This window comes from Marivivens sp. ABH4_498 (genome assembly GCF_056160585.1).
This window is the reverse complement of the sequence record NZ_JBSWXL010000009.1, coordinates 1-14,131: the sequence shown is the minus strand read 5'-3', so window position 1 is coordinate 14,131 and position 14,131 is coordinate 1. Positions and strand designations below refer to the sequence as shown.

Genomic DNA, 14,131 nt, shown 5'->3' with positions numbered 1-14,131 from the left:
GCAGTAGTCGGTGCGCGAGCTATCAAGCTAGCCTCAGGACTCATGGCCAATAGATGACGGTTGCGGCGAGAGCGATGGCGGAGAAGAAAGCCTTGGGGCACCGGTCGTATCTGGTTGCCACACGCCGCCAGTCCTTGAGTCTGCCGAACATGATCTCGATACGGTTGCGCCGTTTGTAGCGGCGCTTGTCGTATCTCACGGCCGTCTTGCGTTGTTTTCTGCCCGGGATGCACGCGCGTATCCCTATGTCTTGCAACGCTTCTCGGAACCAATCGGCGTCGTAACCCCGGTCCCCAAGCAGCCAGTTGACATCCGGCAGGCTGCCGAGCAGTGCCCGCGCCCCGATGTAATCGCTGAACTGTCCGGCGGAGACAAAGAAGTTGATCGGGCAGCCATTGCTATCGCAGATGGCATGCAGCTTGGTATTCATGCCGCCCTTGGTGCGACCGATCAGGCGGCCACGCCCCCTTTTTTTACGCCCAGGCTGGTCTCCGTGCGATGTGCCTTGAGTTAGGTCGCGTCTAGCATCACCGTCTTTTTCTCACCGTGCCCGGCAGACAGCCCGGCCAGCATCCGGACGAAGATGCCTTTTTCGCTCCACCGCTTCCAACGGTCGTAGAGCGTCTTGTGCGGACCATACTCTTTCGGCGCATCCCGCCGGCGTAACCCATTGCGGTTTATGAAGATAATACCGCTCAGGACGCGGCGATCATCGACGCGAGGCTTGCCGTGGGGTTTCGGAAAGTAGGGTTCCAAACGCGCCATCTGCGGGTCGCTCAGCCAGAAGAGATCAGACATATCACCACTCGTTTTCTGAACGCTGAATCTAGCTGCTCACGGGAAATCAATGGGTCCTAAGCCTAGCGCGTAACATGCCCATCGCAGCTTTGGTGGGCCTGTCGAAACGGGGCAGTCTTCATTCGCGGCTGTAGCGGAAATCGTCCAAATTCTGTCAGAGGATCCTGAAACGAAGTGGGCGATGGAGAACGTATTGCCTCTTACGCAGACCTGCGTCCGTCGGCGTCGCACCCCCCCTGGTGCGCGAATGCGGCGTAAACAGTTCAGGTCGAAAAGACCCAGTTCACAACGTCGACCAGAAGCGAGCTTTGCGCCTTCAGCGAAGGGTCAACACCGAGCTGGGTGAGCTCTCCTTCATGGAGGGCAACAATGATGCGACAGAAACGGTCAAGCGTTTCCGGTGTCTTTGCCAACTCAGGGCGCAGGGTGAGCAAGATATCAGAGAGCCGTGCCTTGCTGCCTTCACGCGAGGCCAGCAACCGCTTGCGTGCCGCTTCGTTGCGCAAGGCGTGAATGATGAATTCCTTATTGAGGATGTCCCATTTCAGCTCGTCTTCGTCCGTTTGGCGGAGTTCCTGCGCGAGCAAATTCATGGGGTCGTCGGCTTCCCGCGCTGCGGTCGCGATTCGGCTCAAGCGTGCGTAGAGCCGATCCGTTCTGAGTTCATAAAGAGCGAAGAACAGGGCGTCTTTATCCTCGAAATTCGAGTAAAAGGCCCCTCGCGAAAAACCCGCTTTCTCACAAATGAAGTCAATTGATGCGCCTGAAAACCCTTTCTCTGCAAAAGCTTGCATTGCGCCCTCAATCAAACGTGCACGGACTTCTTCACGTTTGGGGCGGCGCAGGCGCGCGGTTTGGGTGACGTTGCGTTGTTCCTCAATCATGCTTTGCCTTTCAAAGCTTTCGATACAATGCTGTATTGAAGTCATACTTGTTTTCAAGTGTGCCATAGGTTGGAGGAGGAAACCATGGACAACAAAGTGGATGTCATCGTTGTCGGCGGTGGTCTGGCAGGTCTGGTCGCGGCAACCGAGGCGGCTGACGCCGGCGCCAAGGTTCTTATCGTCGATCAAGAAAGCGAGGCCAATCTGGGGGGGCAGGCATTCTGGTCGCTTGGTGGCTTGTTCATGGTGGACACGCCCGAACAACGGCGGCTTGGAGTCAAAGACAGCTTTGATCTGGCATGGGCGGATTGGCAGGGCGCAGCAGGTTTTGACCGCGACGAAGACCACTGGCCACAGAAATGGGCGCGCGCCTTCGTCGAATTCGCCGCGGGCGAAAAACGTGACTGGCTGCGCTCTATGGGGCACAAGACATTCCCGATTGTAGGTTGGGCTGAACGCGGCGGGATTGATTCCTCGTCTCATGGCAATTCCGTGCCACGGTTCCACATCACCTGGGGCACCGGGCCGGGCATCGTAGAGGTCTTTGAAACCCGCGCCCGTGCCATGATGGCTGTGGGTAAGATCGATATCAAATTCCGTCATCAGGTCGACAACCTGATCGTAGAGGCAGGGGCCTGCGTCGGGATCAAGGGCTCGGTTTTGGCGCCGGATCCGTCGGATCGGGGCAAGCCTACCAATCGCGACGTCGTGGGTGACTTCGAGTTGCGCGCGCCCGCTGTGATCGTCTGTTCCGGCGGTATCGGTGGCAACCTCGATCTGGTGCGTGCGAGTTGGCCAGAACGTCTCGGTAAGCCGCCTGCGCATATGATCAAAGGCGTTCCCGCCCATGTAGATGGCCGCATGATCGGCATCTCCGAGGAGGCAGGGGCCAACACAATCAATAAAGACCGCATGTGGCACTATGTCGAAGGCGTGCGCAACTGGGATCCGATCTGGCCCGATCACGGGATACGCATTTTGCCAGGGCCGTCATCGATGTGGTTCGACGCCACAGGCCAGCGTATGAAAGCGCCAAACTATCCGGGCTACGACAGTCTTGGGTCGCTGCAGGATATCATGGAAACGGGCTATCACTACACGTGGTTCATCCTAACCCAGTCGATCATCAAGAAAGAGTTTGCGCTTTCGGGTTCGGAGCAAAATCCGGACCTGACGGGACGTGACTGGAAAATGGTTGCGGGTCGCGCGTTTGGCTCGAAAGCAACGGGTCCTGTGGAGGCATTCAAGGAGCACGGTGAGGATTTTGCGGTGGCAGACAACCTCGGAGACCTTGTGGCTAAGATGAATGCGATTGCGGGCAACGATCTGCTGGACGTCGACACCGTGCAGCGCCAAATCGAAGACCGCGATCGTCAGATCGACAATAGGTTCACCAAGGATCAGCAGATCATGGGGGTGCGGACTTATCGCAACTACATCGGTGACAAGCTTATCCGCACTGCAAAACCGCACAAAATCCTAGACCCGAAGCATGGGCCACTCATTGCAGTGAAGCTCAACATTTTGACGCGCAAAACACTGGGCGGGATTGAAACCGACTTGGGGGGGCGCTGTTTCCATCAGGCCGCAGGGCGGGGCGCCGAGGTCATGCCGGGGCTTTACGCAGCCGGCGAGGTCTCAGGCTTCGGCGGCGGTGGGTATCACGGCTACCGTGCTTTGGAGGGCACGTTCCTGGGAGGTTGTATATTCTCGGGGCGCCAGGCCGGACGCACTGCGGTGGCGGACACGAAGTAACAAAAGAACGTCGCAGTTTCGCGGCGCATCAGGGAGGAGAACGAAATGAACATCTTGGAAGTATTGCCGGATCTTCTGATTATCGCGCTGGCATTGGTTATGCTTGGATTGGGGTTCGAGCTGACGGTCGGCGACTTTGCTCGCGTGCTGAAATACAAAGGAGCGGTCGCGCTGGCTCTGGCCTTGCAGGTGGTTTTGCTGCCGATCGCCTGTTTCGCCATCGCTTGGGGATTTGGTCTGAACGCGGCATTCGCTGTGGGACTGCTTATTCTCGCAGCGTCGCCGGGCGGAGTGACCGCAAATCTGTTCAGCCATCTCTTTGGTGGTAAAGTCGCCATGAACATCTCGCTCACGGCAATCAACACCGTGCTGGCGATTGTGACGTTGCCGCTATCTCCAATCTCGCGATTTCCGCCTTTGCACCCGCCGGATCCGAAGGCGCGGTTGTGCCGCTGCAATTGGGTAAGGTCGCGCAAGTAGTCGCCGTCGTGTTGGTTCCCGTCACGATCGGCATGGCCGTTCGTGCGATTGCACCGGGCGTTGCCGCTAAGATGGAAAAACCGTTCAAGATCATCTCGGCTTTGGTGCTTGCCAGCTTTGCGCTGTTGGCAGTTGTGTCGGAATGGGACGCATTGGCTGACAGCTATGCAAGCCTTGGCCCGGCGGTCATCGTGTTCAATCTGGTGTCGCTTCTGTCCGGTTACTTCGTGTCGCATTGGGCGGGTCTGGACGAAGGCTCTTCGCGCGCAATCAGCTTTGAAATCGGGATCCACAACTCGACCTTGGCGCTCTATATCGCTGTGTCCGTGTTGCAGAATTTCCAGATTGCATTGCCCGCCGCGCTCTACTCGGTTTCGATGTATGTGACAGCAATGCTCTTTGGCATGTGGCTGAACCGCCGAGGTAAAAAGGCAGGATGAGCGTTGTCATTGTAACGGGCGCCTCCGAAGGGGTCGGTCTGGAACTGGTCACCCAAATGGCCTAAAAGGAGCGAAGCAAGCTGACGCTTGTTCTCGCTGCGCGCCGTGCCGACAAACTCGAAGAGGTGGCGCAGGAGCTGCGCCGCTTCGGAACGCGAGTCGAATGCATACCGACGGACGTCACCGACAAGCAGGCCAGTCATCACCTGATTGAAGAAACCGTGCGACGCACTGGGCGGATCGATATTCTAGTCAATAACGCTGGCATGTCTGCGCACGCCAACTTCTAGGGTGTGACGGAGACTGACCTGCCACGGGATTTTTCCTCCATTATTGATTAGAGTCTGATCCAAGTTGAGGACAGACAATGAAGCGCACACGATTTACGGACGAACAGATCATTGGCATTTTGACCGAGCATGAGGCTGGCTCAAAATGTGCCGACCTTTGCCGCAAGCACAGCATGGCCGAAGGCACTTTTTATAACTGGAAGGCGAAGTTTGGCGGGATGACTGTGCCTGAAGCCAAGCGGCTGAAGACACTCGAAGACGAGAATGCCAAGGTGAAGAAGCTGCTGGCCGAGCAGATGCTGGATCTGGCAGCGATGCGTGAGTTGGTTTCATAAAAGTGGTAGCGCCCGTCGCGAAGCGCGAGGCGGTCGCGCAGCTGAGAAGCCAGTTCGGGTTCTCGGAAAAGCGGGCGTGCCGGATTGCGGGCGCGGATCGCAAGATGGTCCGTTATGTTGCGCAACGTGCGCCAGATACAGCCTTGCGTGGCCGGTTGCGAGAGCTGGCAAACGAACGGAGGCGGTTCGGTTGCCGCCGGCTGTTCGTATTGTTGCGCCGTGAGGGCGAACCATCTGGCATCAACCGGATTTATCGACTCTACCGCGAAGATGGAGGAGGAAATGAAAACAGTCTGGGGGACTGTTTTCCCGACGACCTTAACAGTCCGCAAACGCAAAGCCCGCCGCAAAGCGATCGGGACGCGGGCACCGATCCTGGTCGAAGCGCGGCCAAACGCACGCTGGAAAAAGAGCTTGGCGCGCCCATTGGTATTTTGCAGGACTTGCAGGGACCGAAGATCAGACTTGGACGCATCGAAAGCGGATCACGCATTCTGGACCGGCACGAGAAGGTCTGTTTCCTGCCATCAGAAACGGTTGAGGGCGAAACATGCTTGCCCCTCCCGCACCCAGAAATCTTTGATGCCATTGAAACGGGCCACCGCCTGTTCATCGATGATGGGCGGATACGCCTAAGGGTCACGAACAAGCAAGAAGGCCGGATTGAGGCCGAAGTTTTGGAAGGCGGAAAAGTCAGTGATCGCAAGGGGGTCAACCTACCTGACTGCATTTTGGATTTACCCGTGCTAACCGAAAAGGACCGCGCCGACCTTCAATTCGGGCTGGACAACGGTGTGGATTGGGTAGCGTTGTCCTTTGTGCAAAAGGCTATTGACCTCGATGAAATTAAGGCAATCATCGACGGTCGTGCTGGCTTGATCTCGAAAATAGAAAAGCCCTCCGCTCTGGTGGAAATTGAAGGGATCGTTGAAAAATCTGACGCGATCATGATTGCGCGGGGCGACCTTGGCGTCGAAATACCTCCTGAGGACGTGCCCGCCCGTCAAAAAGAAATCATCGCTCTGTGTCGACGCACCTGCCGCCCGGTCATTGTGGCGACGCAGATGCTGGAATCTATGGTTACATCCCCGACACCGACCCGAGCCGAAGCGTCGGACGTTGCCACGGCGATTTATGACGGCGCGGACGCGGTGATGTTATCGGCAGAAAGTGCTACAGGCGACTTTCCAACAGAAGCCGTCGAAGTGATGGATCGGATCATTTGCTCGACCGAGAGGCATAGTTTCTACGAGGCGGCCATGTCTTCATCGCGAGAGGCTTGCCTAAGCGATGCTGACGCGATTGCCGACACGGGTGCGACACTGGCCTGCGCCTTGAATGCTGTCTGCATCACGGCCTACTCAATGAGCGGTCTGACGGGGCTGCGGGTCGCTGCACGCCGCCCGAAATTGCCCCTCGTGGTGATGACCCGCGATCTTTGTGTGGCACGCCGGCTGGCGCTGGTCTGGGGCGCGCGATCAGTGTTGGAGTCGGCTGCTATGGACTACGACAGCATGGTCGAAACGGCCAAGTTAGAATGTAGAAACTTATTGCAACCAGAGTTTGGTGATAAAATGGTGGTCCTATCGGGCGTGCCATTCGGTCAGGTCGGTAGCACAAACAACATTCGGGTCGCTACAGTACGTTAAAATCGCCCGCTCATTGGACTTGCCCGGATTGAGTGGAGCGCGTTTAGCTTACTTTCAGGGGTTCAGCCATCGCTTCAGCGCGCAAAGGCCAATGTTAAGAACATTTACGATATCTCGCCGCGTGTGTACGCTCAAGGAATATGCAATTCTAGGTGCACCTCAACTAGCTGTCCAAACTTTTCTTCAGGCGGAGTCCCGTACGACCAGTCGACCTAGAAACACTTTATCAAGATCGACATCGGCGTCGTGCTCAAGCACCTCTACGACATAGTTTGCCATCTCGGTCATGGGCTGGCGGTAGGTGGTCAGCCGATAATTAGGTGTGGTAGCCTGGGGAACGTCATCAAAGCCGATTACAGCAATGTCCTGCGGGACGCGGAGGCCAAGATTGTGGCGGATCGCATCTATGGTTCCTATTGCGAGCGCATCGTTTTCGCACACAATGATATCGGGGCGGCGTTCCAAGGGGCGCGATGAGAGTGTTTGTGTGATGATCTGAGTTGCAAGCAGCGGGTCGTATGAAGCCACGGACATGCTAAAGGGCTCGACTCCGAACTGGGCTTTCCAGAACGCATCAAAAGTCTCTTTGCGTTTGAGGTGGGCCGACACCGTGCGCGGGCCTGCGAGATACATCGGATGACGATATCCTTTGGCCAGGACATATTTTGCGATTTCGATCGTTGCCACCTCGTCATCGACGGCGATTGAGATGGTGTCGGGGTAGTTCGATGTGCGCGCAAAAATGATCAACTTGCGAAAGCGCCGCGAGGATTGCGCTGCAGCGAGCACATCATCATCGAATTGAATACCAATAAGGATTGTCGCGTCCACGCGGCGGCGGGAGGCGTTGAGTAGGGCGGAGCCAGCGTCCTCGGCGTCGAGTGTGTTGACCAGCAGCGTGTCCCACCCGTGCGCACGCAATGCGCGAGTAAGCCGCTCCAGCATCACCAGTTTGTGGGGGTTGGCAAAGTCGTCCACGAGCAACGCCACAAGGTTAGAGCGGTCCGAGGATAGCGCTGCGGCGCGTAGGTCGGGGACATAGCCCAGCTCTTGCGCCGCCGCCATGACGCGGTCACGTGATTTTGGCGAGATCGACGCGTCCTTTTTGAACGCTCTGTTCACAGTCCAACGCGAAACACCAGCTGCGAGGGCCACGTCGTCGGCTGTCACGTTGGAGCTCTGTTTTGTTTTAGTCACATTAAATTCCTTTTGGGTGCACTTCTTTTACAGCGTGGGGTGTCCCAAATCCAGTGGTCGGTTTGATCTCTTTTGCTCTCGAGAGCAAAAAATGTGCACTCGAGAGCAAAAGGGGTATTGCACTCGAGTGCAAAGTTGCTAACGATACGTCCCAAGAGGCGATTAAGTGCGACTCGACATTGCGCCCAACGGAGGAAAAAATGCTGAAAATTGGTTTGCTCGGCGCTGGCCGTATCGGTCAGGTGCATGCCGTGAATATCGGGGGCAATCCGCGCTCTAGTTTGGTTGCTGTGGCCGACGTCTATGCGCAGGCCGCTGAAAAATTGGCGGCAGAACACGGGGCAGAGGCTCGTTCCGTCGATGATATCCTGAATGACGACACAATTGATGCGGTGCTGGTAGCATCGTCCACTGACACGCATTCGGACCTGATCGAAGCCGCGACCGCAGCGGGCAAGGCGGTTCTGTGTGAAAAACCTGTCGATCTGTCGTTGGAACGCGCCAAGGCTTGTCTGGCCGCTGCATCGACCACGGGCAAACCGGTGATGATCGGATTTAACCGCCGTTTTGATCCGAACTTTGCCGCCGTGCGCGGTGCCTTGGTTTCGGGCGAAATCGGCAAGGCTGAATTGCTGTCGGTCACGTCGTTCGACCCTGCGCCGCCCCCCGTTTCCTATATCAAAGTGTCGGGCGGATTGTTCCGAGACATGATGATCCACGATTTCGATATGGCGAATTTCCTGATGGGCGAACGCCCTGTGTCAGTCCGCGCGGTCGGAACGTCCATCGTTGATCCTGAAATCGGTGCAGCAGGCGACGTGGACACCGCAGTTGTCACCATGACCTATGCCGATGGCCGTATCGCCGTGATCAAAAACAGCCGCCGCGCTGTGTACGGATACGATCAGCGGGTCGAACTGTTGGGCTCCGAAGGATTGCTTCAGGCGCAGAACATGCTGGAAAACACGGTCGTCAAATCGACGACAGCCGGCGTTGTGTCTGCCAAACCAACCTATTTTTTCCTTGAACGTTACATGCCTGCCTACGCGGCAGAATGGGACGCATTCGTTTCGGCCGTTTTGGACGGAACTGATATGCCGGTCACGCTCGAGGACGGTATCGCCGCATTGGCGATGGCCGAAGCCGCGACCGAAAGTTTCAAAACAGGTCAAGCGGTTAACGTCAGCTACTGACGCCAGTTTTGCGCGCCGTCCCATGCGGCGCGCATCCGAAATCGTGTGCAAACGTGCGCGATCAAAACGGCAGAACATACTGCCATTCATTCCTAGGGAGGAGAACCTAATGAATAAATTCCTAGCTACTGTTGCGACCGCTGCGGCTGTTGCTGTTGCCGCGCCTGCTATGGCCGCTGACATCATCGTTGTGGCTCATGGTCAAGCAAACGATCCATTCTGGTCGGTTGTGAAAAACGGTGTTCAAAAAGCGGGCGAAGATACCGGCGCAAACGTTGAATTCCGTTCGCCAGAAACCTTTGACATGGTCGCAATGAGCCAGTTGATCGACGCCGCCGTAAACCAAGAACCTGACGGTTTGGTTGTTTCGATCCCTGACGCTGATGCGCTGGGGCCATCGATCGAACGTGCGGTTGCTGCTGGCATTCCTGTGATCTCGATGAACTCGGGTTCGGACGTTGCAAAAGAACTGGGTGCTTTGCTGCACGTTGGTCAGTCTGAATATGACGCAGGTCTGGCTGCGGGTGAACGTCTGGCACAAATGGGCGGCACCAAAGGCATCTGTGTAAACCAAGAGGTCGGCAACGTATCGCTGGACCTGCGTTGCGAAGGTTTCGCAGCTGGTTTCGGCCAAGAGGTCACCGTGATCCCAACCCAAAACGACCCAGCCGAGGTTGAATCCAAAGTGCGCGCAGCGCTGGATTCCGACCCTGATGTAGACACCGTTCTGGGCTTGGGCGCATCGCTGGTTGGTGAACCTGCTGTTGCAGCAGTCAAGGCACTGGGCCGCGACGACGTTCTGGTTGCATCGTTCGATTTGTCGGCTGGTTTCCTACAGGCGGTTGCTGACGGTGACGCAGCATTCGCAATCGACCAGCAGCAGTTCCTGCAGGGCTATCTGCCAGTTGCTTTCCTAGCGCTGAACGCAGAATTCGGCCTGATGCCAGGCGGCAACGTACCATCGGGTCCAAATCTGGTGACCCAAGATAGCGCAGCCCAAGTGATCGAACTGTCGGCACAAGGCATCCGCTAATTCAACATCGTCGGGCCGCGCATCAGGTGCGGCCCGACACCAAAAAACTGGGAGGAAACTTAAATGGCAACGGACGCCCCCGCGGTAAATGACGAACGGATAAAGGCCGAGTCATTCGCAACAAAACTTATGAAACGCCCCGAACTTGGCGCGATTGGCGGCGTCATCCTTGTGACGGTTTTCTTTATGATTACAGCCGATAGCGCTATGTTTACGCTGTCTGGCATTATGAATTTTATGACCCCTGCGGCGCAGTTGGGTATTCTGGGTATCGCGGCTGCGATGTTGATGATCGGCGGCGAATTTGACCTGTCGATCGGGTCCATGGTGGCCTTTGCCGGTATGATTTTTGGCGTTCTGGTGGTGAATTTGGGCCTGCCGCTGGTGTTTGCGATCCCGCTGACAATGGCCGCAGCGGCGGCGATTGGCGGCGTGAATGGATCGATCGTGATCCGCACCGGACTGCCATCTTTTATTGTGACCTTGGCGGGTCTGTTTATCCTGCGCGGTATGTCGCTGGTCGGGCTAAAGATTTTCTCGGGCGGGTCCACACAGCTGCGCGGCGTGCGTGACGCGGTCGAAGGCGACCCATTGCTGACCCTGTTTTCGGGCGATGCGCTGCCTGGTCTGTTTTCGTGGCTAGCCTCTGTTGGTCTGGTCGAAACCTTCCGCAATGGCGCCCCAAAGGTTCCGGGTATTCCTGTTGAAATCCTGTGGTTCATCGCGCTTGCACTGATCGCGACCTATGTCCTGCTGCGCACTCCTGTTGGTAACTGGGTGTTCGCCACGGGCGGCGATTCAAATGCGGCATCGAATTCCGGTGTTCCTGTGAAAAAGGTCAAAATCTCTTTGTTCATGGTAACGGCAATGGCTGCTGCGCTGGTTGCGATAATCACAGTGATTGACGCGGGTTCAACCGACGCGCGCCGTGGTTTCATGAAAGAATTCGAAGCCATCATCACAGCCGTTATCGGGGGGTGCCTATTGACGGGCGGCTATGGTTCGGCGATCGGCGCATTCTTTGGCGCGATTATCTTTGGCATGGTGACCATCGGCCTGACTTACACCAACTTTGACCAGGACTGGTTCCAAGTGTTCTTGGGCGGCATGCTGTTGCTTGCTGTGGTGTTCAACAACGTGATCCGCAAACGCGTAACCGGGGAGCGCTGATATGACCAACCCTATTATCCATATGGAAGGCATCAAAAAGCACTTTGGTAACGTGATTGCGTTGAATGGTGTGACATTTGATGTGACCCCTGGTGAATGTCACTGCCTATTGGGCGACAACGGCGCGGGTAAGTCGACCTTTATCAAAACGATGTCGGGCGTACACAAACCGACCGCTGGGTCGATCACATTCGAAGGTAATCCACTGGAATTCGGATCCCCTCGCGACGCGATGGAGGCAGGCATTGCCACCGTGTTTCAGGACCTCGCCATGATCCCGTTGATGAGCGTCACCCGCAACTTTTTCATGGGCCGTGAACCGACAAAAGGGCGCGGTATCATGAAACGGTTCGACATCGACGCCGCCAACGAAATCTGCATGGAAGAGATGCGCAAAATGGGCATCAACCTGCGTGCGCCGGATCAGGCCGTTGGCACGTTGTCGGGCGGTGAACGCCAAACGGTCGCGATTGCCCGTGCGGTGTATTTCGGGGCCAAGGTTCTGATTTTGGACGAACCGACCTCGGCTTTGGGCGTTCGTCAAACATCGAACGTTTTGTCCACCATCGACCGTGTACGCGCCCAAGGCGTGGGCGTCGTGTTCATTTCCCACAACGTGCGTCACGCACTGGCTGTTGGGGACCGTTTCACCGTGCTGAACCGCGGTCAGACTCTGGGCACAGCTGTCAAAGGCGAAATCACCGCTCCTGAGTTGCAGGACCTGATGGCAGGCGGCCAAGAGCTTGCCCAGCTCGAAGGGTCCTTGGGCGGTACCATTTAATCCTCCCTGGCGGGCGACATGCCGCTACGGCGTCGCCCGCACCTGATTTTATGAACGGAGCGAACCATGGATCACATGCCAGAGGTTTCATTAGGTGTTGCCGTTATCGGCACGGGTTTCATGGGTAAATGCCACGCGATGGCGTGGAATAACGTTTCTACGGTTTTTGGCGGCGCGCGTCCGCGTTTGGTAACGCTGTGCGATGCGAACGCAGAGGCCGCGACCGCATTGGCCGGATCGTGGGGGTTTGTCCAAGGCACCGCTGATTGGGAATCCGCCATCGCCGATCCCGCCGTCGATGTTGTGTCTATCACATCGCCAAACGGGCTGCACCGCCCAATGGCAGAGGCCGCCCTGCGCGCAGGTAAACACGTATGGCTGGAAAAGCCGATGGCACTGACGCTATCCGACGCCGAAGCAATGACCAGCCTAGCCGCCAGCCTGCCAAACCAGCAGACGGTGTTAGGGTACAACTATTTGCGTAGCCCCGCATTCCAGGCCGCCCGCGCAATGATCGCCGATGGCGACCTAGGCGAAGTCCACAGTTTCCGCGGCGTCTATGACGAAGATTACAGCGCTGATCCAACGATCCCGTGGAATTGGCGCAACACCAAAGAACACGGCGGTTTGGGCGTCTTGGGCGATTTGGGCTGTCACATGGTAGCGCAGATGACAGACCTGATGGGCGATGTGTCTTCGGTCACGGCTTTAACGCAAACCGTGGTGGCGCAACGTCCGTCTCCTGATGGAATGAAACCCGTCGAAAATGAAGACAGCGTCGTTGCGATGGTCGAATTTGCGTCCGGCGCCCAAGGGTCATTCTGCAGCTCGCGCGTGGCGCGGGGCCGCAAATGCCGTTTGCAGTGGGAAATCCACGGCACGCTAGGATCGATTGTATTCGATCAGGAAAACATGAACGAACTGTGGGTCCACACCGCCAGAACCGATGGGTTTACGCGGCACCTAACGGGCCCCGACCAACCAGATTTCACCGCGTTCTGCCCCGCACCGGGGCATAATCTCGGCTTTAACGAACAAAAAACAATCGAAGCCCGCGATCTGCTGCGCGCGATCGCTGGTGGCCCAAACCGTGGCCCCGATTTTGTACAGGGCCTGCAAATTGAACGCATCATTCATGCGATGGCAGCCTCGAACGGGCGCCCAGTGACGATTGGATAAATCATGAAAGACGTTGATGTAATCACGATTGGACGCGCGGGCGTTGATTTGTACGGTGCTCAGATTGGGGGCCGTTTAGAGGACATGGGGTCCTTTGAGAAATATATTGGTGGCTCGCCGACGAACATCGCGTGCGGGACGTCGCGTTTGGGTCTGCAGACAGCATTGATCACGCGCGTTGGCGACGAACACATGGGCCGCTTTATTCGCGAACAGCTGGTCCGCGAAGGCGTCAACGTCGAAGGCGTTGTGACCGATCCTGAACGTCTGACCGCCTTGGTCATTCTGGGCATTCGCGACGAAGAACAGTTCCCGCTGATTTTCTATCGCGAAAACTGTGCAGACATGGCGCTGTGCGAAGATGACATTGACCCCGCGTTCATCAAACGCGCGCGGTCGGTTGTTGCGACAGGCACGCATTTGTCGAACCCGAAAACCGAAGCGGCGACGCTGAAGGCGCTGAAACTGGCGCGCGAATTTGGCGCGCGCACGGCTTTGGACATTGACTACCGTCCGAACCTTTGGGGCGTTGCGGGTCACGGCGACGGCGAAAGCCGTTTTGTTGAAAGCGCGGCGGTGACCGAAAAACTGCTGTCGACCTTGCACTACTTTGACCTGATCGTCGGCACCGAAGAAGAATTCCACATCGCGGGCGGATCGACCGACACGGTTGCTGCGCTGCGTAAGGTACGTGAAAATTCGGGCGCGACGCTGGTGTGCAAACGCGGCGCATTGGGCGCGGTTGCATTCGAAGGCGACATCCCTGACAGCCTAGATGACGGCCAGACCGGCATGGGTTTCCCGATCGAGGTATTCAACGTTCTGGGCGCGGGCGACGGGTTCTTCTCGGGTCTGCTGAAGGGTTGGATGGACTGCGCGGACATCAACAACATCGATTGGCCGACGGCTCTGAAATACGCGAATGCTTGCGGTGCTTTTGCGGTATC

13 protein-coding genes and 2 pseudogenes are annotated in these 14,131 nt (G+C 56.9%); 12 read left to right on the top strand and 3 right to left on the bottom strand.

What is annotated here, in order from left to right; all coding sequences use genetic code 11:
* Positions 1–40 precede the first annotated feature (40 nt).
* Positions 41–798 (bottom strand): annotated as a pseudogene (locus ACXAGA_RS14930) (IS5 family transposase).
* A 263-nt stretch (positions 799–1,061) separates the two neighbouring features.
* Complete coding sequence (locus ACXAGA_RS14925) at positions 1,062–1,682, bottom strand: TetR/AcrR family transcriptional regulator (RefSeq protein ID WP_475118272.1); 621 nt, start codon at positions 1,680–1,682, stop codon at positions 1,062–1,064.
* Between the two features lie 84 nt (positions 1,683–1,766).
* On the opposite strand from ACXAGA_RS14925, the gene ACXAGA_RS14920 reads away from it, so the two are divergent.
* The 6 genes and pseudogenes from ACXAGA_RS14920 to pyk all read left to right on the top strand — a co-directional run bounded on the left by ACXAGA_RS14920 (position 1,767) and on the right by pyk (position 6,631).
* Complete coding sequence (locus ACXAGA_RS14920; RefSeq protein ID WP_475118271.1) at positions 1,767–3,437, top strand: FAD-binding dehydrogenase; 1,671 nt, start codon at positions 1,767–1,769, stop codon at positions 3,435–3,437.
* A gap of 45 nt (positions 3,438–3,482) precedes the next feature.
* Complete coding sequence (locus ACXAGA_RS14915) at positions 3,483–3,917, top strand: bile acid:sodium symporter family protein (RefSeq protein ID WP_475118270.1); 435 nt, start codon at positions 3,483–3,485, stop codon at positions 3,915–3,917.
* The gene (locus ACXAGA_RS14910) at positions 3,884–4,357 is read left to right on the top strand and encodes a bile acid:sodium symporter family protein (RefSeq protein WP_475118269.1); all 474 of its coding nucleotides are present in this window, start codon (positions 3,884–3,886) and stop codon (positions 4,355–4,357) included. The genes ACXAGA_RS14915 and ACXAGA_RS14910 overlap by 34 nt, the downstream gene beginning before the upstream one ends.
* Positions 4,358–4,437: 80 nt before the next feature.
* Positions 4,438–4,647, top strand: coding sequence for an SDR family NAD(P)-dependent oxidoreductase (locus ACXAGA_RS14905; RefSeq protein ID WP_475118392.1), 210 nt, complete (start codon positions 4,438–4,440; stop codon positions 4,645–4,647).
* Positions 4,648–4,724: 77 nt separating this feature from the next.
* A pseudogene (locus tag ACXAGA_RS14900) lies at positions 4,725–5,387 on the top strand (transposase); the annotation flags it as partial.
* Between the two features lie 29 nt (positions 5,388–5,416).
* Complete coding sequence (gene pyk / locus ACXAGA_RS14895; RefSeq protein WP_475118268.1) at positions 5,417–6,631, top strand: pyruvate kinase; 1,215 nt, start codon at positions 5,417–5,419, stop codon at positions 6,629–6,631.
* Positions 6,632–6,814: 183 nt separating this feature from the next.
* On the opposite strand, the gene ACXAGA_RS14890 is transcribed toward pyk, so the two are convergent.
* On the bottom strand, positions 6,815–7,828 hold the full coding sequence (locus tag ACXAGA_RS14890; protein WP_475118267.1) for a LacI family DNA-binding transcriptional regulator: 1,014 nt from the start codon (positions 7,826–7,828) through the stop codon (positions 6,815–6,817).
* A gap of 200 nt (positions 7,829–8,028) precedes the next feature.
* Here ACXAGA_RS14890 and iolG point away from each other — a divergent pair, with 200 nt between their 5' ends.
* The 6 genes from iolG to iolC all read left to right on the top strand — a co-directional run.
* A complete protein-coding gene (gene iolG / locus ACXAGA_RS14885; RefSeq protein WP_475118266.1) occupies positions 8,029–9,021 on the top strand; it encodes an inositol 2-dehydrogenase in 993 nt (330 codons plus the stop codon).
* 109 nt (positions 9,022–9,130) lie between these two features.
* Positions 9,131–10,054, top strand: coding sequence for a sugar ABC transporter substrate-binding protein (locus ACXAGA_RS14880; protein WP_086452562.1), 924 nt, complete (start codon positions 9,131–9,133; stop codon positions 10,052–10,054).
* 63 nt (positions 10,055–10,117) lie between these two features.
* A complete protein-coding gene (locus ACXAGA_RS14875) occupies positions 10,118–11,224 on the top strand; it encodes an ABC transporter permease (protein WP_475118265.1) in 1,107 nt (368 codons plus the stop codon).
* A 1-nt stretch (position 11,225) separates the two neighbouring features.
* Positions 11,226–12,005, top strand: a complete 780-nt coding sequence (locus ACXAGA_RS14870) for an ATP-binding cassette domain-containing protein (RefSeq protein ID WP_475118264.1) — start codon at positions 11,226–11,228, stop codon at positions 12,003–12,005.
* A 66-nt stretch (positions 12,006–12,071) separates the two neighbouring features.
* The gene (locus ACXAGA_RS14865; RefSeq protein WP_475118263.1) at positions 12,072–13,184 is read left to right on the top strand and encodes a Gfo/Idh/MocA family protein; all 1,113 of its coding nucleotides are present in this window, start codon (positions 12,072–12,074) and stop codon (positions 13,182–13,184) included.
* A 3-nt stretch (positions 13,185–13,187) separates the two neighbouring features.
* A partial coding sequence (gene iolC, locus ACXAGA_RS14860) for a 5-dehydro-2-deoxygluconokinase (RefSeq protein WP_475118262.1) occupies positions 13,188–14,131 on the top strand: 944 nt, incomplete at its 3' end.